The 19,412-nt window shown below is 37.7% G+C and carries 20 protein-coding genes; 15 read left to right on the top strand and 5 right to left on the bottom strand.

Annotation, left to right across the window (positions count from 1 at the left end; all coding sequences use genetic code 11):
• Positions 1 to 82: 82 nt before the first annotated feature.
• Positions 83 to 595, top strand: coding sequence for a type 1 glutamine amidotransferase domain-containing protein (locus IGL28_RS01775; protein WP_010738518.1), 513 nt, complete (start codon positions 83 to 85; stop codon positions 593 to 595).
• 436 nt (positions 596 to 1,031) lie between these two features.
• Here the strand turns inward: IGL28_RS01775 and IGL28_RS01780 are convergent, their stop codons facing one another.
• Positions 1,032 to 1,703, bottom strand: a complete 672-nt coding sequence (locus IGL28_RS01780) for a ClpXP adapter SpxH family protein (protein ID WP_034699468.1) — start codon at positions 1,701 to 1,703, stop codon at positions 1,032 to 1,034.
• Between the two features lie 117 nt (positions 1,704 to 1,820).
• Positions 1,821 to 2,396: a CYTH domain-containing protein gene (locus IGL28_RS01785; protein ID WP_025480558.1), complete on the bottom strand. Its 576-nt coding sequence runs from the start codon at positions 2,394 to 2,396 to the stop codon at positions 1,821 to 1,823.
• Positions 2,397 to 2,526: 130 nt separating this feature from the next.
• Between IGL28_RS01785 and IGL28_RS01790 the strand changes: the two genes are divergently transcribed.
• Genes IGL28_RS01790 through mgtE form a run of 4 tightly spaced genes read left to right on the top strand, consistent with a single transcriptional unit; the run spans position 2,527 to position 6,283 of the window.
• The gene (locus IGL28_RS01790) at positions 2,527 to 3,228 is read left to right on the top strand and encodes a GTP pyrophosphokinase (protein ID WP_081127679.1); all 702 of its coding nucleotides are present in this window, start codon (positions 2,527 to 2,529) and stop codon (positions 3,226 to 3,228) included.
• Entirely contained in the window at positions 3,206 to 4,003 is a 798-nt protein-coding gene (locus IGL28_RS01795) for an NAD kinase (RefSeq protein ID WP_010720169.1), read from the top strand. The genes IGL28_RS01790 and IGL28_RS01795 overlap by 23 nt, the downstream gene beginning before the upstream one ends.
• A gap of 1 nt (position 4,004) precedes the next feature.
• Positions 4,005 to 4,904, top strand: coding sequence for an RluA family pseudouridine synthase (locus IGL28_RS01800; protein ID WP_010720168.1), 900 nt, complete (start codon positions 4,005 to 4,007; stop codon positions 4,902 to 4,904).
• 17 nt (positions 4,905 to 4,921) lie between these two features.
• Positions 4,922 to 6,283, top strand: a complete 1,362-nt coding sequence (mgtE, locus tag IGL28_RS01805; RefSeq protein ID WP_010720167.1) for a magnesium transporter — start codon at positions 4,922 to 4,924, stop codon at positions 6,281 to 6,283.
• Positions 6,284 to 6,387: 104 nt separating this feature from the next.
• Here mgtE and IGL28_RS01810 read toward each other — a convergent pair whose 3' ends face one another.
• Positions 6,388 to 7,026 (bottom strand): copper homeostasis protein CutC, encoded by a 639-nt coding sequence (locus IGL28_RS01810; RefSeq protein ID WP_010720166.1) that lies wholly within the window; start codon positions 7,024 to 7,026, stop codon positions 6,388 to 6,390.
• Between the two features lie 140 nt (positions 7,027 to 7,166).
• Here IGL28_RS01810 and IGL28_RS01815 point away from each other — a divergent pair, with 140 nt between their 5' ends.
• The 4 genes from IGL28_RS01815 (at position 7,167) to recD2 (ending at position 12,328) form a co-directional block, all read left to right on the top strand.
• A complete protein-coding gene (locus IGL28_RS01815) occupies positions 7,167 to 8,024 on the top strand; it encodes a methyltransferase domain-containing protein (RefSeq protein ID WP_010720165.1) in 858 nt (285 codons plus the stop codon).
• A 221-nt stretch (positions 8,025 to 8,245) separates the two neighbouring features.
• A complete protein-coding gene (trmL, locus tag IGL28_RS01820) occupies positions 8,246 to 8,749 on the top strand; it encodes a tRNA (uridine(34)/cytosine(34)/5-carboxymethylaminomethyluridine(34)-2'-O)-methyltransferase TrmL (RefSeq protein ID WP_081127680.1) in 504 nt (167 codons plus the stop codon).
• 263 nt (positions 8,750 to 9,012) lie between these two features.
• A complete protein-coding gene (locus IGL28_RS01825; protein ID WP_034699484.1) occupies positions 9,013 to 9,669 on the top strand; it encodes a histidine phosphatase family protein in 657 nt (218 codons plus the stop codon).
• 19 nt (positions 9,670 to 9,688) lie between these two features.
• A complete protein-coding gene (recD2, locus tag IGL28_RS01830; protein ID WP_081127682.1) occupies positions 9,689 to 12,328 on the top strand; it encodes an SF1B family DNA helicase RecD2 in 2,640 nt (879 codons plus the stop codon).
• A gap of 405 nt (positions 12,329 to 12,733) precedes the next feature.
• Here recD2 and IGL28_RS01835 read toward each other — a convergent pair whose 3' ends face one another.
• Positions 12,734 to 13,711, bottom strand: a complete 978-nt coding sequence (locus tag IGL28_RS01835) for a diacylglycerol/lipid kinase family protein (RefSeq protein WP_081127683.1) — start codon at positions 13,709 to 13,711, stop codon at positions 12,734 to 12,736.
• 425 nt (positions 13,712 to 14,136) lie between these two features.
• Here IGL28_RS01835 and IGL28_RS01840 point away from each other — a divergent pair, with 425 nt between their 5' ends.
• Positions 14,137 to 14,640 (top strand): QueT transporter family protein, encoded by a 504-nt coding sequence (locus IGL28_RS01840; protein WP_010720160.1) that lies wholly within the window; start codon positions 14,137 to 14,139, stop codon positions 14,638 to 14,640.
• Between the two features lie 466 nt (positions 14,641 to 15,106).
• Here the strand turns inward: IGL28_RS01840 and cbpA are convergent, their stop codons facing one another.
• Positions 15,107 to 15,748, bottom strand: coding sequence for a cyclic di-AMP binding protein CbpA (cbpA, locus tag IGL28_RS01845; protein ID WP_010738510.1), 642 nt, complete (start codon positions 15,746 to 15,748; stop codon positions 15,107 to 15,109).
• A gap of 160 nt (positions 15,749 to 15,908) precedes the next feature.
• On the opposite strand from cbpA, the gene rpmG reads away from it, so the two are divergent.
• From rpmG to IGL28_RS01870, 5 genes are all read left to right on the top strand, one after another.
• Positions 15,909 to 16,061, top strand: coding sequence for a 50S ribosomal protein L33 (gene rpmG, locus IGL28_RS01850; RefSeq protein WP_002294578.1), 153 nt, complete (start codon positions 15,909 to 15,911; stop codon positions 16,059 to 16,061).
• Positions 16,062 to 16,079: 18 nt separating this feature from the next.
• Positions 16,080 to 16,250 carry a preprotein translocase subunit SecE gene (gene secE / locus IGL28_RS01855; protein ID WP_010720158.1) on the top strand — a complete coding sequence of 57 codons (171 nt, stop codon included), beginning with the start codon at positions 16,080 to 16,082 and terminating at the stop codon, positions 16,248 to 16,250.
• Positions 16,251 to 16,349: 99 nt separating this feature from the next.
• Positions 16,350 to 16,895, top strand: coding sequence for a transcription termination/antitermination protein NusG (gene nusG, locus IGL28_RS01860; RefSeq protein WP_010720157.1), 546 nt, complete (start codon positions 16,350 to 16,352; stop codon positions 16,893 to 16,895).
• A gap of 243 nt (positions 16,896 to 17,138) precedes the next feature.
• Positions 17,139 to 18,023, top strand: a complete 885-nt coding sequence (locus tag IGL28_RS01865) for an alpha/beta fold hydrolase (protein ID WP_081127685.1) — start codon at positions 17,139 to 17,141, stop codon at positions 18,021 to 18,023.
• A 406-nt stretch (positions 18,024 to 18,429) separates the two neighbouring features.
• Entirely contained in the window at positions 18,430 to 19,410 is a 981-nt protein-coding gene (locus IGL28_RS01870; RefSeq protein ID WP_081127686.1) for a hypothetical protein, read from the top strand.
• The last annotated feature ends 2 nt before the right edge of the window (positions 19,411 to 19,412 follow it).

Genomic DNA, 19,412 nt, shown 5'->3' on the forward strand with positions numbered 1-19,412 from the left:
ATCTTTAGTCCAAACAGATGATTTGCACACTTGAATAAATTCCTTTAGGCTTGAATTAAGCGATAAGAAAGGAAGAGAACAAATGGCAAAAAAAGTTGCAGCAATCGTTACAGATTTAGTTGAAGATGTGGAACTAACGTCACCGAAAGAAGCACTAGAAAAAGCTGGACATACAGTGACTTTGATTGGGTTTGAAGGAAATCAAACAATCAAAGGAAAAAAAGGCGCAGAATTCACAGTCGAACAAAGTATTGCAGATGTTTCTCCTGAAGACTTCGATGCGCTATTGATACCAGGGGGATTTTCACCGGATCAATTACGAGCAGATCAACGATTCGTTGATTTTGTTTCTTACTTTTTAAAAAATGATCAACCGTTATTTGCAATTTGTCACGGTCCACAATTATTTATTCAAACAGGTTTAACTGAAGGACGGACAATGACAGCTTATGATACGGTACGTCCAGATATCGAATATGCCGGTGCCGTCGTGAAGGATGAGCCAGTGGTAATTGATCGAGGCTTGATTACTAGCCGAAATCCTGATGATATTCCAGCATTTAACGAAGCAATCGTTGAAGCACTAGCAAACTAATCTGAAAGAGGTTGAGAGAATAGTGTGTAGCATCAAGAAATAAGAAGGAATTTCCGAAATTGACAAGAAACACAAAAACTAGTTTTTGATGTTGATTGTTACCTACTTGGTGCTTCTCAAATTTTTGGTAAATTTCGGCAAATTTTCCGAAGATGCTGCTTTTGTCCCAGTCTCATTAAAAAAAGCAGTCGTATCGGTCGAAAATGGCATCAGCTATTTTCTGAAGGATGCGATTGCTTTTTTTCGTTTTTCGAAAAACACTTTCTTATTTCTTGATGCTACACACTTTTAACTCAACCTCAGACGATGCTATTAGTCCATGTTGGTAAAGATTCCCATATTTTTCTACAAGCACCAAATAACCGTTTTTCGAATACTTAGCGATCTAAGTACTTGAAAAACGGTTAGTTAGTGAAACGAATGGTTCTTGACATGATTAGTTAGAGAGTAAATATAAATGGCTACTTCCTGGTTGTAAGCGAGAATCATTTGTATGTAAATGTTCACCATCAAAAATTTGATAAGAATCATTTTTAGTCTTACAAAGTTCTTTTATTTTTCGGACTGTATTTGTGCCTTCAATTAAGACACCGAAGTCTTGTTCACAGGAGTAGTTATACACTACAGCAGAAGGATGTTTGGTGATGCCCATTTCTCGAGCAATTTTTTGATCAGAGAAAAAAACTTCTTTAACAAACTCGGATTGACGATCTTCTTTGAACATCTCGATATCGCCGCCGACTTCTGCAAAAAGTGATTCAGCAAGTTCTGGAGAATACGGTACTTTATTACAACCTACAGCTTCTTGCATTTTGATCAAAAATTGACGTCCTTTTTTCTTACCTTGAAACTGTGCCGCTTTACAGTCTAACGCAGCAGAATAGGTAGTTGAAAATAAGTGGTTACGCGTAACGAGGTCGTTTTGAGAAATTCCGTTACGTTGCATGACATCCCCAATTGTCTGCAAATTAACTAAAGGCAGAAAACGAAATTGCATCTTTTCTTTGGATGTTTTTCCGTACTCTTCTTCAATAAATTGTAATAACTGTTGTTCTAGTGTAAAACAATGTTTCCCCAAAGGATTAACAAATAAATAAATTTCGATCATATGAATCTCCCCCAAAATAGATTCTATACAACTCGTGAATTCTTTTATTCACAACGTATAACTTAACAGAAAAATGATAAAAAATGAACTCAAGTGCCTTGTGAAAATGATAGAACTTTAATTTTTCGCTGCTAGCATCCGTTGAATTTTATTTTTAGCTGGTCGATAAGGGAAAGAATGTCTTTCCAAAAACGCTAAAAAGGCAGATTTACCAAGAGTAGCATCAGATACTTCTAACTCCAGTTCAAAATCATGTAATTGTTCTCCAAAACTTTCATCAATCGCTAAAAGACCTTCCTCAATGTGAAATTCCGCACGTTTGGTAGTAATGTCTCCAATTTTGCCCAATTCATCCGAAGGAACAGCCAATTCTAACAATTTTTGAAAAACAGCACCCTGACGTGGCAATTGACGTTGCTCAATGAAAGAGAGTGCTTCCTCTTTGCTTAAAGTATCAGTGGTTTCAAGTTTTCCTTCTTTTGCAGGTGTTTTTAGTGTATATTCTGCCCGATCTTCAAGTAATCGGATGCGTAATCCACAATTTTTTTGTGCTAATTGTCCATCTGGTGTATCAAAATAGATATTCGTTTGAACCGTAAAATCTTCTGGTTTTAGTTGATAATACTGGATCAATTGACTATATTCTTGTTGCGTCAGCATGGACTTGTATTCAATTTCTAACATTTCAGACATAATGATCGCCCCTTTCATTCATTCTGCCTAATTTTTCCTTTTTGGTCAATACAAAAAGCCGAGAGGTACAAAAAAACTTCATTTATATGTTAAAATAGAAAAGAATGTTAACGAAGTAGAGGGATCAGCGATGGAACGAGATTGGGAAGAGTTTTTAGCACCGTATGAACAAACAGTATCAGAATTAAAAGTAAAGTTACGCGGGATCCGTAAGCAATTCAGAGAACAAAACCGACATGTTCCGATTGAGTTTGTTACTGGACGAGTCAAACCAGTCGATAGCATTGTGACAAAATCACAGCTGCGTCATATTCCGATGAGCCGTTTAGAAGAAGAAATGTCTGATATTGCTGGATTACGAATCATGTGTCAGTTTGTAGAAGATATCCACCAAGTAGTAGATATCATTCGTAAAAGAAAAGATATGAAAGTGATTCAAGAAAGAGATTATATTACAAATAAAAAAGCCAGTGGGTATCGTTCGTATCATTTAGTGATTGAGTATCCTGTTCAGTTGATCAGTGGCGAAAAGAAAATTTTAGCTGAAATTCAAATCCGGACGTTAGCTATGAACTTTTGGGCGACAATCGAACACTCATTGAACTATAAATATCAAGGCGTGTTTCCTGAAGAAATGAGTGAAAGACTCCAACGTGCGGCAGAAGCGGCTTATCAATTGGACGAAGAAATGTCCAATATTCGGGAAGAAATCCAAGAAGCTCAACGTCTATTTTCCCATGGAAGAGGAAAACGAGATGACGTTTACTATCGTACCGTATTAAATCGAGAGAAAAATGAGGAGGTCACGGATGAAAGTAGCGATCGTTCATAACCAAGAAGCGAAAACAATTGAAGTTACCGAACGATTGAAAGCTCTTTTGACACAATCGGCTATTCAAATCGACGGACAACGCCCCGATTTAGTGATTTCTGTAGGTGGTGATGGGACGTTATTGTCCGCTTTTCACAAGTATAGCCATCTATTAAATGAAGTTCGTTTTTTAGGGGTCCATACAGGGCACTTAGGTTTTTATACGGATTGGCGTGACTATGAATTGGAAGAATTAGTCAATAGCTTACAGACCAATCAAGAACAAAGTGTAAGTTATCCTTTGCTCGATATAAAGATCAGTTATTTAGATGATAAGCCGGCAAAACATTTCTTGGCTTTGAATGAATCCACGATTAAACGATCAAATCGGACGATGGTTGCCGATGTATATATCAAAAATGAATTGTTTGAAAGTTTCAGAGGGGACGGATTGGCTGTGTCTACGCCAACAGGTTCAACCGCTTATAATAAAAGTATCGGCGGGGCAGTTATTCATCCGAGTATCAATGCCTTTCAGTTAACTGAAATTGCTTCATTAAATAATCGAGTCTTTCGTACACTCGGTTCGCCTATGGTCATCGCACAAGACGAATGGCTGGAAATCAAATTAGAAAATACAGAGGATTATCTTGTTACAGTCGACCAATTGGATATTAAGGAATCGAATATTCGTTCCATCTATTATCGCATTGCAAAAGAGCGAATTCATTTTGCTTCTTATCGCCATATGCATTTTTGGCATCGTGTAAAAGATTCCTTTATTGGTGAGGGATAACATGGAATTTGTGTGGACGTATGAAAAAAATCATCCGCAGCAGATAAAATATTTTTTAAAAGAAAAAGGAATTTCTAAAGGGTTGTTAGCGAAAATCAAATTTCAAGGTGGCGAGATCAAAGTAAATGGTCAAACTGAAAATGTCTTGTTTTCTCTATCGTACAATGATAAGGTAACGATTGTCATTCCAGCAGAAGGCGAACACGAAACGGTACTTTTAGATGAAACACCGATCGAGATCGTTTACGAAGATGAACATCTTTTAGTTGTGAATAAACCAGCTGGCGTCTCTTCGATTCCAGCACAATATCATCCAAACTATACGATGGCTAATCGAGTAAAAGCTTATTACAAACGACAAGGTTACGAAAATCAAGTCATTCATGTGGTGACAAGACTAGATCGGGATACTTCTGGGTTGATGTTGTTTGCCAAACATGGCTTTGCTCATGCAAAGTTAGATGTACAGCTTCGAGAAAAACGATTTGTGAAGAAATACCAAGCACTTGTGAGTGGCGAAATAACTAAATTAGCACCTCACGGCTGGATTGACCTTCCAATTGCGAGAGACCAATCTTCTTTACTGAAACGGATGGTTTCGACAGCTGGGCGAAGCGCACAAACCGAATATTGGTTAACGAAAAACACCGCAGAGGTTGCTTTGGTAGATATCCAACTGCATACGGGGAGAACCCATCAAATCAGAGTTCATTTTTCAGAAATTGGCTGTGCGCTATTAGGAGATGAAATGTATGGTGGGCGTATGGATCTTGGAATAGCAAGACAAGCTTTACATTGTTACGACCTGCGTTTTGATCATCCTTTTACACAGGAACGATTGGAATTTAAACAGCCTTTGGCTAAAGATATGGCGACTGTTCTCCAGCATTTTGAAAGTTAGGGTGAGGTGAGATAAAGTTGGATGAAAATCAAGAACTAGAGGAACGATTTGCCCAGTTACTCCAGGATTTAAGAGAAAATAACCTACAGGAATTTAGAAATAGTTTCCTGGAAATGCATATTTATGAGCAGGGGCAATTCTATCAATCTCTGAACGAAGAGGATCGTCAACTGATCTATTCCTACTTATCTCCTAAAGAATTGGCAGATATGTTTGATGTGATTGAAGAAGACAATGAATATATGAAAGAGTATTTAGCTGAAATGCGTCCGAGTTATGCTGCAGAAATGCTTTCAGAAATGTATACCGATAATGCAGTAGATTTGCTAAATACCTTAGATAAAAAACAAGTCGCTAAATATTTAAGTTTAATGACTACTGACGATGCTAGTGAAATCAAAGAGTTATTACACTATGAAGATGAAACAGCTGGCGCGATCATGACGACCGAATTTGTTTCGATCGTGGCGAATCAAACGGTTCGTTCTGCGATGTATGTCTTAAAAAACGAAGCAGATGTAGCTGAAACCATTTACTATATCTATGTCGTCAATCAAGAAGAACAATTGGTTGGAGTTATTTCATTGCGGGATTTGATCGTTAATGATGATGATGCAATGATCTCTGACTTGATGAGCGAACGTGTGTTATCCGTCCATGTGGGGGATGACCAAGAAGATGTCGCGCAAACCTTTCGTGATTATGACTTTCTAGCATTACCCGTAACAGATTACGATGACCATCTACTGGGGATCGTAACAGTTGATGATATTATTGATGTTATTGATGATGAGGCTGCAAGTGATTACTCTGGTTTGGCAGGGGTCAATGTTGAGGAAATCAATGAAAATCCCGTGAAGTCAGCTGCTAGACGTCTTCCTTGGTTGATCACCTTATTATTTTTAGGGATGTCTACGGCTTCGTTGATCAGCCATTACGAAGAACTGGTGAGTGAAGCAAGTATTTTAGCCGTCTTCATTTCGTTGATCACCGGAACTGCGGGGAATGCTGGCACCCAATCATTGGCGGTTGCAGTTCGCCGTTTGGCTGTTTCTGACGACAAAGATGCTGGTTTTGTCCGTTTGATTCTAGCTGAAGTACTCACAGGACTTGTGACAGGGGCAATCACTGGCTTGACGATCTTTTTGATTGTAGGAATTTGGAAGCATAACTTTATTTTAGGCTTTGTGATTGGGATTGCCATGTTATTTGCGATTACTGTAGCCAACTTGGCAGGAAGCTTGATTCCGATGTTGATGGATCGCTTAGGGTTTGATCCTGCCGTGGCTAGTGGTCCTTTTATTACCACCTTGAGTGATTTGACTAGTGTCTTGATCTATTTCAACATCGCTTCATTGTTTATGGGGTATTTTATGTAGCCATTCCTTTTGAGATGGTGCAACAAGTCTGTGATAAAAATAAAAAACGTAAGGAGCAAAGTAATCAACTTGCTTCTTACGTTTTTATTATTACTAGAAAAAATTTAGTCGAATGAAACGATTTTTGTTCCATGAACTTCATTCACGCCTAGTTCTTTGGCAACATGTTCTGCATTTTTGTAATCGATCTTGCCACCAGGTAAGATGATCAGACGTCCGTCAGCATAAGCAATCAATTTTTTTAAATGGTCAAAATTGGCTTCAATTGGTGCGTTCGCATCTCCACCATGAGTTAAAATACGGTCTACACCGTGTTCAACCAGCCAATCAATTGCTTCAAATTGCCGTTCTTGCGGGATACAATCAAAAGCCATGTGGAACGTGATTTGTAGACCTTCTGAGGTTTCGATCAATAATTCCATTGCCTCTTCATCGATCCAATTTGAAGGAGTCAAACAGCCTATAACTACGCCATCTGTACCTAATTTCTTCGCTTCGATTAAATCAGTATGCATGATCTTTAATTCAATATCATTATAGACAAAATCGCCACCTCGTGGTCGGATAATTGTCATTACAGGTACTTCTTTTTCATTGGCATAGCTTAAAACTTCTTCGATCACTCCGGTGCTAGGTGTGGTTCCGCCAGCAGCTAAGTTATCGCATAATTCGATCCGGTTCGCTCCCTTAGCAATTGCTAGAGGAATGGAAGTATAATTTTCTGCACAAAATTCTTTGATCATTTGCCTGCTCCTTTATCATTCGCCTTCTTCTTCTAAAATTGTACCATATTTTTTGTAGTTGCTAAAGTTTTCTTCTAACGGTAAGATGAAAAGGGAATAAAGCAATATTCAACGATTAAAACAAGAAATGAGCAAAAAATATGTTAAAAAAAATTGATCAAGGTCGCCAATTTTTAAAGGGAAATCAACAGCTGTTCCGATGCCCACTTTGCCATGCTGGAGTAGCAGTCACTGAGAACGGTTTGGTTTGTCATCAGAACCATCGCTTCGACTTATCCAAAAAAGGCACGCTTTACTTTTTATCTCATGGGGTAAAAACGGAATATGATCAGAGTATGTTTGATCCCAGACGTAGAATGATCCAAGCAGGTATGTATCAGCCTGTGATCGACTTGTTAGCACAACAAGTATCGCAGGGATCAGAGGTCTTAGATGTTGGCTGTGGCGAAGGAAGCTTTTTAAATGAATTAGCACGACTGCAACCATTGAAAAAGGCCGTAGGTTTTGATCTTTCTAAAGAAGGTGTTTATGCGGCTACTGCTCAGCCGGTCGAGGCGTTTTGGTGTGTAGCAGATTTAACCAATCTTCCTTTTGAAGACCAAACATTTACTACAATTCTAAATATTTTTTCGCCTTCTCACTATAAAGAATTTCAACGTGTGCTAACCGATGATGGGGAAGTCTTGAAAATCGTTCCGCAACAAGATTATTTAAAAGAATTACGCCAAGCGTTTTATCCAGACCAGCCTGAGAAACAACAGTATTCAAATGAACGAGTGGTGGCTAAGTTTGCGGAGTCCCTAGAATTGACTGAACGTCGGCGTGTTACCTACGAATTTGATATCCCAGAAAAAAATCGGCAAGATTTGTTAGCGATGTCTCCGCTCGAATGGCAAGTCAGTCAAGACGTCAAAGAGCGTGTGTACCAGAATCCTTTGAAAAAGATTACAATTGACGTAGAATTATTAAAAGGAAATAAGAGAAAACGATTGCAATGAAATTATTCATTTCTAAAGGTTGCAAAAAGAGTTTGTTGATGATATAGTAACGACAAGTTGTTTTTTCATTGGTTTTTATCAGGTTCCTGTTCTGATAAAAGTTAGTGAGAAGAGCTTCACTAACGTAACGACTCGCAGTGACTGACACCGAGTTGATACGTTTTTTTTTATGCCAAAATCACTACTAGTTAGTTAACATATAGATGAGAGGATGGATCTTAATGAACCATATCGTTTTATTTGAACCATTGATTCCAGCAAATACTGGAAACATTGCCCGAACTTGTGCAGCAACCAATACGCCCTTGCACTTGATTGAACCGTTAGGATTTTCAACAGATGATAAACATCTAAAACGTGCAGGATTGGATTATTGGAACGATGTCAATATTACCTATCATCAAAATTTAGATGCTTTTATGGCTTATTTAGGGGAACGTAAACTTCATTTGGTATCGAAGTTTGCCCATAAAGTATATAGTGACGAAAATTTCGCTGATGGAGAAGACCATTTCTTTTTATTCGGCAAGGAAACAAAAGGATTACCTGAAGAATTTATGCGTGAAAATGAAGAAAAATGTTTAAGAATCCCAATGAATGACGAACATGTCCGTTCATTGAATCTCTCAAATACGGCTGCAATGATCGTCTATGAAGCATTGCGCCAACAAGGATTTCCTAATTTAGAGTTAACGCACCATTATGAAAATGATAAACTAGACTAGAGGTCATCTTTCAAGTGCTCTGATTTAAGCATTAAGGATAAACAAAGAAAAACAGCTTTTCATGTTTTACTTGGTTTAGACTTAATGCACAGAATCAACTTGGAAAATACCGTTTATCAAGAGGTCATTTTCAAAGTATTCTGATTCAATACGAATAATCACAAGGACTTTTTATTGAAGGAGTTCTTTGTTTTTAAGGAACAAATTTTATAAAATAGCAGCATCATCTTTGTCTAAATGAGCCTATAAGGAGTCCGATATAAATGGAATTATATTTTACCCGACATGGAAAAACACAATGGAATCTCGAACGCCGTTTTCAAGGAAGCCAAGGCGACTCACCACTTTTACCTGAAAGCTATGAGGAAATCAAAGCATTTGGTAAAAAAGTGAAGTATGTACCATTTAAAGCAATCTATTCAAGTACCGCTAAGCGTGCCCGTGACACAGCCGAAGGGATCAACCAAGAATTAGCGCATCCAGTCGAAATTATTTATACTGATAAATTAAGAGAATTGGGTTTAGGAGAATTAGAAGGTCAATCAATTGATGAAATGTACGAACGATATCCGGAAAACCTTCCCAATCTACGTAACCACTTAGATCGTTATGATCCGACACCTTTTAAAGGAGAAGCGATCGAATGTGCCATTACTCGTATTGAAACAGCTGTGGCTGATGCCGTTGCTTTACATGATGGACCGATCTTGTTTGTTGGACATGGGGCATCATTAACTGCGGCGATCCAATGGTTGACAGGAAAAAAACTGAGTCAACTAAGAGAAATGGGTGGCTTATATAATAGTAGTTTGACGATTTTAGAAACAGGAGAACCCAACAATTTGTTGCCTTATGAACTAAAAGTTTGGAACGAAATTGACTTTTTAGGAAAAGAGACAAAACCAGAACCATTACTCTAATTGGAAAGGAGGCGGCAAGATGCAGCCAGAAGAAATGCCTTATTTTGTTGGTACAGTTGCCGCAATCTTTTTTCAAAATCCAAGTAATTTTTATAAAGTACTGTTGGTTCGGCTCACTGAAACAACAGCTGACTATCGTGAAAAAGAAATTGTGGTCACTGGAAGCTTTGGTGAGATCCAAGAAAATGAGCTTTATCGTTTTTACGGCGAATTAGTCGATCATCCTAAATATGGGCGACAGTTAAAGGTTGAACGTTATGAGCAGGAGAAACCAACAACAGTCAACGGGATCGTGGGTTATCTATCCAGTGAAAAATTTCCTGGGATTGGCAAGAAAACAGCTGAGAAGATCGTGGAGCAACTAGGTGAAGAAGCGATTGAAAAAATCATCGAAGAGCCGTCCGTATTAGAACAAATCGCAGGCTTGAATCAGGCCAAAAGAGATATGATCGTTGAGACGATTCGTTTGAACCATGGGATGGATCAAGTAATCATGGGCTTGAATCGTTATGGCTTTGGTAGTCAGTTAGCTTTTAGTATCTATCAAGCATATAAAAATGAAGCTTTAGATATCATCCAGGAAAATCCCTATCAGTTAGTCGAAGATGTGGAAGGGATCGGCTTTAAAAGAGCAGATAATCTTGCAGAACAATTAGGGATCGCGGCTGATTCACCAAGACGGATTCGAGCTGCAGTTTTACATCAGATTTTTCAACATGCTGTTCAAACTGGCGATACATATGTACCAGCTGAAACGCTTCTTCATCAAACAATCAAAATTCTGGAAACCAGTCGACCAATTGAGATCCAACCTGATCAAGTGGCGACGGTCATTATTCAACTTGTGGAAGAAGGTAAGATCCAACAAGAAGAAACCAATCTCTATGAAAATAGTCTGTATTTCTCAGAATGGGGGATCGGTAACTCGATTCAACGGTTACTTAGTCGGAAAAAAGAAATCAACTATGACGAAAAAGAAGTGCAGAAAAACATTCGGCGAATTGAAAAAATATTTGGTATCCAATATGGAGAATCGCAAGAAAAAGCAATTTCGGAAGCAATCCGATCACCTTTATTTATTTTAACTGGGGGTCCCGGCACAGGAAAAACAACAGTTATCAATGGGATCGTCAACTTGTTTGCAGAATTAAATGGCTTAGAATTAGATCCAAACAAATATACCCAAGAAATTTTTCCGATTCTACTGGCTGCACCAACTGGTCGAGCAGCCAAACGAATGAATGAGACGACAGGATTACCTGCCAGCACGATCCATCGACTACTAGGTTTGAATGGTCGAGAAAAATCTCCTTCAGTAAGTACGAAAGAATTAGAAGGTGGGTTGTTGATCATCGATGAAATGTCGATGGTCGATACATGGCTAGCTAATACGCTATTTAAAGCCATCCCTACCAACATGCAAGTGATTTTAGTAGGAGATAAAGATCAATTACCTTCTGTCGGACCGGGACAAGTCTTGCATGATTTATTAGGAATTGACCAAATCCCGAAAGTGGAATTGAATCAAATTTATCGGCAGGGAGACGGATCAAGTATTATCCCCCTTGCTCATGAAATCAAAGAAGGTCATTTACCAAGTGATTTTTTGCAAAATCAAAAAGATCGTTCTTTCTTTCGAAGCGATGCCTATAGTATCGAACCTTTAATCGCAAAGATTGTTGAAAAAGCCAAAAATAAAGGCTTCACTGCACAAGATATCCAAGTCTTGGCGCCAATGTACCGTGGACCAGCTGGAATCGATGCGTTAAACAAAATGATGCAGTCGATTTTTAACCCTGGAGGTGCAGGGCGGAAAGAAGTCCACTGGAATGAGACTGTTTATCGAATCGGTGATAAAGTATTACAATTAGTGAACACACCTGAACTCAATGTGTTTAATGGTGATATGGGTGAGATCACGGGGATCGTGTTAGCGAAAGATTCAGAAGATAAAGTGGATGAATTAGTGATTCAATTTGATGCGAATGAAGTGACTTACAAACGCAATGAATGGAATAAAATCACCCTTTCTTATTGTTGCTCGATCCATAAATCTCAAGGAAGCGAATTTAAGATGGTCATTTTGCCGATGGTTCATCAGTACCAACGGATGTTGCAACGAAATCTTCTCTACACGGCTGTCACAAGAAGTAAAGAACTATTGATTCTACTTGGAGAAGAACAAGCGTACGTTACTTGCGTTGCGAATGAATCGGCTAGTCGAATGACGACATTGAAGAAACGGATCGAAGAAAATGACAGTATGAGTCTTGTTACACGAACGAAACTTGTCGCTTATGAAGATTCCCTTGTAGGTAATGATCCTTTTGAAGAAGGAAATTATACCAAGGCGGGAGAAACTGCTCATCCCGTAAAAGCAGAGACAAGTCAACAAGCCACTCAAGAAAATGCCGTAGATTCAACGGAGGGAAATGTTGGCGATGATCTCTTTACTTTATCAGTAGAACAAGACACAACCGAAACGTCTGTCGAATCAAAAGCGATGGAAGAAGCACCAACAGAGCAACTACCAAAAACATATATTTTAACAACCGAAGCGATTGAAAAACAGTGGATTGATCCAATGATTGGGATGGAGCAAGAGGCTGTGAAAGAAGCATTTAGCTCCGAGCGAATAAGAGAGGATTTTTTAAAATAGCTCCTCATATTTTAGAAAATCATCGCTTATTGTTGAGGAGTTGCTTCTTGAACGCCGTGAATCAGAGGTCGTGAAAACATCGGGTAGCTCTGATGACAATAAGAAAGAATTTTTTGAAACAGCTTCTCATGTTTTGAAAAATTCAGGCTTATTTCAAGGAGCTGATGTTTGAACACCGTTTATTCGTTTTTAGAGATAGGTAGAAGAGCCTGAGGCAAGTTTTGGCTCAGGCTCACTTGAATCGCTCCTAATGAGAATGTTACTTATTTTTTAAGAGCCAAGAGATAGATAAAGACCGCAAAAGTTAGCCAAACAAGTCTGACTTTTGCGGTCTCTTCAATATCTCCAGCTCTTTTTATGGGGTTATCTTACCCATGGAAGAAAATGTATATAAAATAGGCAAAATCAATGTGACACGTTACACCAAAACAGTTGCTTTTTGGTAGCTAATTGCAAATCAAAAGGTTGTTTTTGGCTATCTTCACCATCTTCTTGACCATACTGAGGAACAGTTGATAGTATGCGCAATCTGCTAGTAGTAAAATGATGGAAATTTTTTGATTTCATTTGCTTTTTCTGTAGTAATAAGAAGATGATTCCCAAGATTTTGAATAAATTCACTCGTTCAACAACAACTAGATCGATCGTTGGTTTGGTAATTTCTGCTGTCGGTGCAATCGCTACACCGCCGCCAAAATAAGGATGGTTCGTTGCAGTACATAAAAAAGCTTTGTCAAAACTGATTTGTTTTCCGCCAATGTCCACTAAGATTGGAAACCCTTTTTGCCAAAAAAAGACACGTAGGATAGAGAACAGGTAAGCAAAAGAACCTAAATTATATTTATTTAATTTTGTTTTTGAAGTAGAGTGGTTTGTAGCATGGACGATTGCCGCATCTAAGCCAATGCCAAAATTGTTTACTACTACACCTTGTTTGTCACTCACTTTTTCCTCGTAAGTTAAGAGGTTGATTTCTTGAGGTTTGTTCGTCTTTAGGATATTTTCTAATGCTTTCTCGGCATTTCTAGGTAACCCAATCCCTCGAGCGAAATCATTGCCAGAGCCTGCGGGAATATAGGCTACTGGAAATGCCACATCTAGTTGATAAAAGGTATTTAACACTTGATGCAGTGTGCCATCACCACCGATGATCACGAGTAGGGGAAATTCAGACTCGCTTTCTTGTGGTTCGTCTGTCCATTCAACTAATGTTTCTTTCGCTAACTCTTTGGCAATTTTAGCATCATGCCCTGGATACTCACTGTATTGGATCGAATAGTGAAGCTTTTTTTCGGCAAATAGCGGAATCATTTTTTCTGCTACTTTTTTACCAGCACCACTTCCAGCAGCTGGATTGATCAATAAGTAATAATGGAAATTCATTTTTACCTCCTGTATCTGATTCAGAAGATGAGTAAATCTCACTCATTCCACTCATTCATTAAAATAGAAAAAATGATCAAACTATTTTTGCTTAGTCATTTAGTGAACAAGCAACTGAAACTTCTATCGTTAATTTTACATGGTTTGTGTCTTAGCGAAACTAAGAAAACAAACATTATTTTTTATCCTTGGCTATTATAGCAGAGAAGAGGAATTTTGAAAAAGCACCGTGCATAAATAAGAGGTAAAGTTCACCCTGATTTGAATAAATAGCATGGAAGCAAAAGACTTATATTTAGAGAACGTTTTTTGTAGGAGCAGTTTCAAATCGCGGGGATATCTGCTATAATGAATCCTTGCTTATGACAGCTGCGGTTCATCAACCATCCCGCATTAAAAAAACTAGGAGAAATGAGGAATATTTTATGCAAAAAACGGTGGAACGCCAACGATTGATGGTCGTTGTAGTAAATGGAATTATTATGGCTTTGTATTTGGCACTTACGATTTTAGTGGCACCAGTCTCTTCTGGACCTATTCAATTTCGTATTTCTGAAAGCTTGAATCACTTAGTAGTCTTCAACCGGAAATTACTTTGGGGCGTGTTAGGTGGCGTCATTGTCTATAACGCATTTTTTGGTTTTGGTATATTAGATGTGGTCTATGGTGGGGGACAAACCTTGATTTCATTGGGGTTGACTGCTTTGCTACAAAATAAAGTAAAGAATGTCAAAATAAGATTAGCATTAAATACGCTTTTCTTTACAATTAGTATGGGATTGATTGCGTACATGTTGGTACCAACTGGTGGACAAGCATTTTGGACAACTTATGGTACGCTAGCTTTGAGTGAGTTCATCATTATGGCTATTTCTGCACCATTGATGTATTACTTGGATCGTTCCCTAGACTTTGAAAAAAGAGTATAGCGATCAATAGGTAGATAGAGGAAAACCTGTTAATCAGTTAAAATATATTTATAAAAAGGGATAACAGTAGTTAAAAGAAATTCATCTTTAGCTACTGTTTTTATTTACACAAAATTAGAGGTTGTGAAAGAAGCGTTTAGCTCCGAGCGAATAAGAGAGGATTTTTTAAAATAGCTCCTCATATTTTAGAAAATCATCGCTTATTGTTGAGGAGTTGCTTCTTGAACACCGTGAATCAGAGGTCGTGAAAACATCGGGTAGCTCTGATGACAATAAGAAAGAATTTTTTGAAACAGCTTCTCATGTTTTGAAAAATTCAGGCTTATTTCAAGGAGCTGATGTTTGAACACCGTTTATTCGTTTTTAGAGATACTAGAAGAGACTGAGACAAGTTTTGTCCCAGTCTCTAATCTTAGTATGTTTTTTTCTATCGTAAAGTCGTAAAGTTGACTGATCCTTTACACATTTATTCAGGGTTTTGTAAATTTTCGATTTCAATCACTTTGTAATTTTTCTTTTCAAGATGGTTCACGATCGTGTCGCAAACTTTTTGATCTGTATGTGCAGGTAACGTGATCAGTGTACGACGGATGTATTCTTCTTTTTCAATATCTAAAGTGATGCAACTTGCGATACTACTATGTTTTGCGATAATTTTAGCGATCGTAGCTAAATCTCCTTGTTTTCCAGTAGAAGCAATCGTTAAAACATAGCTGCCTTGTTCTACGCTCCAAGATTGTGAAAGCATGTTTAGCAATGTACTGTGGGTCAAAATACCGTAGAAATGATTGTCATTGTCAAGAACAGCAATATAAGGCAACTCTTTGATCGTAAAAAATATTTTAAAGAATGAAGTATCTAAATAAATGAATTTTGTTGCATTTTTTAAGAGGTGGGTGACGGGTAAAGTCATATCTCCACCATTCGCTTTGTGACGATAAATGTGCATTTTGTAAATATTTCCACGGAAAATATTTCCTGAAGCATCTAAAATTGGCACACAACGATAACCAGAGGATTCTAGAATCGCTAAGGCTTCTTCCAAGGTACTAGTTTCTGTGACAGTTGTTAAATCTTTTTTCTTATATACGAGTGTTTTTAGTAGCATAAAGTTACCTCCATGTATCTCATTTTTACTTAATTTCAAATTAATCATATCATAATTAATTATAAAACAATAGGTTATTCAATCTCGAATTGACAGAAAATCTTTTCCATGATACTGTAAATGAGTATAATTTTGATTTTCAGTGAGGAGGTAGGAGCGGATGGCAAAGAAGAAAGCAGCATTAGCTTGTTCCGTTTGTGGTTCTAGAAACTATACCAAATCGGTTAGTGAAGGAAAAAGTGGCGAACGTTTGGAAATCAATAAATTTTGTAAATATTGTAATCAATACACATTACATAAAGAAACAAAATAGAGGACAGGAGGGCCCGCAATGAAATTCATTAAAAGTGTAAAAGATGAAATGAAACAAGTGACTTGGCCTAGTGGCAAACAATTACGCAAAGACACACTAGTTGTCATTGAAACATCAATTATCTTTGGTGTGATGTTTTTCGTAATGGACACAGCGATCCAAAGCTTATTTGCTTACTTACTAAAATAAGTCGCTAGTAAAAGCAAGGATATCGTGCTATAATCAACGTGAAGAAAAACTTCGGGAAACTGGGGTTTTTTTATTTTACAACGAAATGAGGAGCCTTTAATGGAATCTTTTGAAAAAAATTGGTATGTACTACATACATACTCTGGTTATGAAAACAAAGTAAAAGCAAATATCGAATCACGTGCGCAAAGTATGAAAATGGCTGACTTTATTTTTCGTGTAGTTGTTCCTGAAGAAACTGAGAAAGAAGTAAAGAACGGAAAAGAAAAAGAAATCGTTCATAAAACATTTCCTGGTTATGTCTTAGTAGAAATGATTATGACAGATGCTTCTTGGTATGTTGTACGTAATACACCTGGTGTAACAGGATTTGTAGGGTCACATGGTGCAGGTAGTAAGCCAGCTCCATTATTGCCAGAAGAAGTAAGTCACATCTTACGTTCAATCGGTATGAGTCTTCGTCAAACAGATCTAGAGATCGAAGTTGGCGAAGTAATCAAGATCATCGAAGGTGCTTTTGCAGGCTTAGAAGGTCAAGTAACTGAAGTAGATGAAGAAAAAGAAAAACTAAAAGTTAATATTGATATGTTTGGTCGTGAAACAAGTACTGAACTTGATTTTGAACAAGTAGATAAAATCGACTAAGTATTCAACTATCTGAGGATGGATTTTTAAATAGAAATCCATGCGACGATCAGATAGCATCACGACTAAAAGATTGAAACCGAGATTTGCAAAAATTGTTTAACCTATTTTTGCAATATTTCGGTTTATTTTTTCAAGTCGTTCACGAATAACCACTAATATAGGTTGGGAATTTGAGCCGATTTGTCAGTGGAAAATTGAGAATGCTAGTCAGAGAATCGATCAAATTAGAAAGGAGAAACAATGAAAAATTGGAGAAAGTCTGGAATCGTCGGCTTTTTATTGATGGTCAGTGTTCTTTTTATAAGTGGCTGTCAGACAAAAGAAACAAGTCAGTCGTCTGAAGCTACTAAAACAGTTGAAACAACGCAAGCAACGAAAGAAAAGGAAACGCAATCGACTACCCCTACTTTGTTTTTCCATGGATATAGTGGGACAGTTAATTCATTCAAAGGAATGATCCAGCGCCTGGAATCATCAGAGAGTGGGAAAAAAGAATTAACATTGACGGTTGATGTCAATGGCAATGTACAGGCAGAAGGAGAACTTTCAAAAGAAGCAGATAATCCAATGATCCAAGTTCTATTTGTAGATAATAAAAATAATGAATGGAACCAAACAGAATGGATCAAAGACTGCTTAAGTTATTTGCAACAGACGTATGGAATCAATCAAGTGAATCTGGTAGGACATTCGATGGGGGGCGTCAGTGGTCTTCGGTATTTAGCTACTTATGGACAAGATCAAACGTTGCCTAAAGTGGATAAATTCGTGGCAATTGCCGCACCATTCAATGACTTTGAAGAAAATAATGGGCAAAGTATCAGCGATGAATTAGCTAATGGTCCAGCGATAGCTTCTAGTCGTTATCAAGACTACCAACGACTTATTGGCAATGTGCCAACCACTACACAAATCCTGCTGATTGCAGGACAAGTGAGTGAGACGGATTTAAGTGATGGAACGGTGCCATTAAGCAGCGCTTTAGCAGTGTATGCGTTATTGAAGCAACATGGAAATCAAGTGGAAGAAAAAGTGATCACAGGGGAGAACGTAACGCATAGTATGCTTCATGAGAATAAAGAAGTTGATGCCCTCACGCGCCAGTTTCTTTGGAACATCGACTAATGAAAAAAATAGGTTGTTAAAGTATATAAATATATTTTTAAACTATTGATATATCATAAAAAAACTATGGCAATCGGCAGGAATGGCATGTTGGATTTTCAGTCGCTTTCTATTTTTTAGAAAAGTAGCGCTTGTTACGAAGATCAGTCCAGTAACCTCTAATTATTCGATAGTCGCTGAGCTTGGGACAAAAAGGTCGTCCCGAGCTCTTTAGCATGTATAAAAACGAATAAACAGAGATGCAAAAGTAGCGCCTTCGAGAATTTCCTTCTAATCTTTGGATAATAAATGTTTTTAGCTCAACCTCTAAGGAACTTTTTTCGAAAAATAAGGAAAAATGTACCCGTGTTTCAGCATTTTCTATGAAATAATAAAAGATAGAAGCTAGCGAAAGGAGTAAATGAGCATGAGAGTTTTTTTCCCTGATCCTCAACGAAGACCACAAAAAGCCATCCAAGAAATGACTGTAAAGCTAACTAAAAAATTTCAAGCAATTGATGAACGATTAACACTAGAACATTTTGATGATTTTGTTGATTACGGTCCTGAAGTGTTTCCTCAATTAGCTCCGCTTTATTGGGATCCACGAGTGCCGAATCACCCAATGGAACACTTTGTTTACTATGAATATGTTTTGAGATTAAATGGGTTTCCTATTTATGTGATCACACCGTATAGTGAGGTCATAGATAAAACTTATACAAGAAAAGGGAGAGATAAAGATCCCTTTTGGTCTTTGATGAGACGTATTGATCCTGAGATTTTATCGCTCATCCATGAGTATCAGATCCAAAATCTTCATTACTGGCGGAATCTTTATTCAGTAACCCAATTTCAAGCAGAAATCAATAAAATCAATAGTAGAGTATCCTTGATCCCCGAAAAAACAAATAACGAGGCGCGCACACTCCTTTTTATTGATCCAAAACAACGAGACCCTGAATTTGTCCGACGAACCACAGAACAAATGGCTCAAGAATTAGCTGAGCTTGATCCGCACTTGTCCGTGGTCTACCATGAGGACTTTATTGATTTTGGCCCAGAAGATGGGCTGTTTTTATCCGAGTGTCCTTTTGATCCAGAAGAGGATGATCCTGATGATCCACGAGCGGGGCTAGCAGATACAGAGTATACCGTCTATTATGAGGATACGATTTTATATGCTTCAACCCCTTATTCCTTAGGTTATGGGTACCATGGGGACTATTTTAGAGGAGGAATCCCTAGCAGGGAATACTTAGGACTATCTCAAGAATTTACGGAAGAAATCCTAAGAATAATGAATAAATTTAGCCTTTATAACTACTATTATTGGCGACATTTATATACTCCTGCAGATTTTCAAACAGAAATAAGACGCTATCAAAAAAGTTGGGACTTAGAGTAAGC

Source organism: Enterococcus sp. AZ077 (assembly GCF_051714965.1).
GTDB lineage: Bacteria > Bacillota > Bacilli > Lactobacillales > Enterococcaceae > Enterococcus_B > Enterococcus_B hirae.

Coding starts and splice junctions, on each gene's coding strand:
- IGL28_RS01775 (WP_010738518.1), top strand. CDS start 83: ATGGCAAAAAAAGTTGCAGCAATCGTTACAGATTTAGTTGAAGATGTG.
- IGL28_RS01780 (WP_034699468.1), bottom strand. CDS start 1,703: ATGATCGAAATTTATTTATTTGTTAATCCTTTGGGGAAACATTGTTTT.
- IGL28_RS01785 (WP_025480558.1), bottom strand. CDS start 2,396: ATGTCTGAAATGTTAGAAATTGAATACAAGTCCATGCTGACGCAACAA.
- IGL28_RS01790 (WP_081127679.1), top strand. CDS start 2,527: ATGGAACGAGATTGGGAAGAGTTTTTAGCACCGTATGAACAAACAGTA.
- IGL28_RS01795 (WP_010720169.1), top strand. CDS start 3,206: ATGAAAGTAGCGATCGTTCATAACCAAGAAGCGAAAACAATTGAAGTT.
- IGL28_RS01800 (WP_010720168.1), top strand. CDS start 4,005: ATGGAATTTGTGTGGACGTATGAAAAAAATCATCCGCAGCAGATAAAA.
- IGL28_RS01810 (WP_010720166.1), bottom strand. CDS start 7,026: ATGATCAAAGAATTTTGTGCAGAAAATTATACTTCCATTCCTCTAGCA.
- IGL28_RS01815 (WP_010720165.1), top strand. CDS start 7,167: ATGTTAAAAAAAATTGATCAAGGTCGCCAATTTTTAAAGGGAAATCAA.
- trmL (WP_081127680.1), top strand. CDS start 8,246: ATGAACCATATCGTTTTATTTGAACCATTGATTCCAGCAAATACTGGA.
- IGL28_RS01825 (WP_034699484.1), top strand. CDS start 9,013: ATGGAATTATATTTTACCCGACATGGAAAAACACAATGGAATCTCGAA.
- recD2 (WP_081127682.1), top strand. CDS start 9,689: ATGCAGCCAGAAGAAATGCCTTATTTTGTTGGTACAGTTGCCGCAATC.
- IGL28_RS01835 (WP_081127683.1), bottom strand. CDS start 13,711: ATGAATTTCCATTATTACTTATTGATCAATCCAGCTGCTGGAAGTGGT.
- IGL28_RS01840 (WP_010720160.1), top strand. CDS start 14,137: ATGCAAAAAACGGTGGAACGCCAACGATTGATGGTCGTTGTAGTAAAT.
- cbpA (WP_010738510.1), bottom strand. CDS start 15,748: ATGCTACTAAAAACACTCGTATATAAGAAAAAAGATTTAACAACTGTC.
- rpmG (WP_002294578.1), top strand. CDS start 15,909: ATGGCAAAGAAGAAAGCAGCATTAGCTTGTTCCGTTTGTGGTTCTAGA.
- secE (WP_010720158.1), top strand. CDS start 16,080: ATGAAATTCATTAAAAGTGTAAAAGATGAAATGAAACAAGTGACTTGG.
- nusG (WP_010720157.1), top strand. CDS start 16,350: ATGGAATCTTTTGAAAAAAATTGGTATGTACTACATACATACTCTGGT.
- IGL28_RS01865 (WP_081127685.1), top strand. CDS start 17,139: ATGAAAAATTGGAGAAAGTCTGGAATCGTCGGCTTTTTATTGATGGTC.
- IGL28_RS01870 (WP_081127686.1), top strand. CDS start 18,430: ATGAGAGTTTTTTTCCCTGATCCTCAACGAAGACCACAAAAAGCCATC.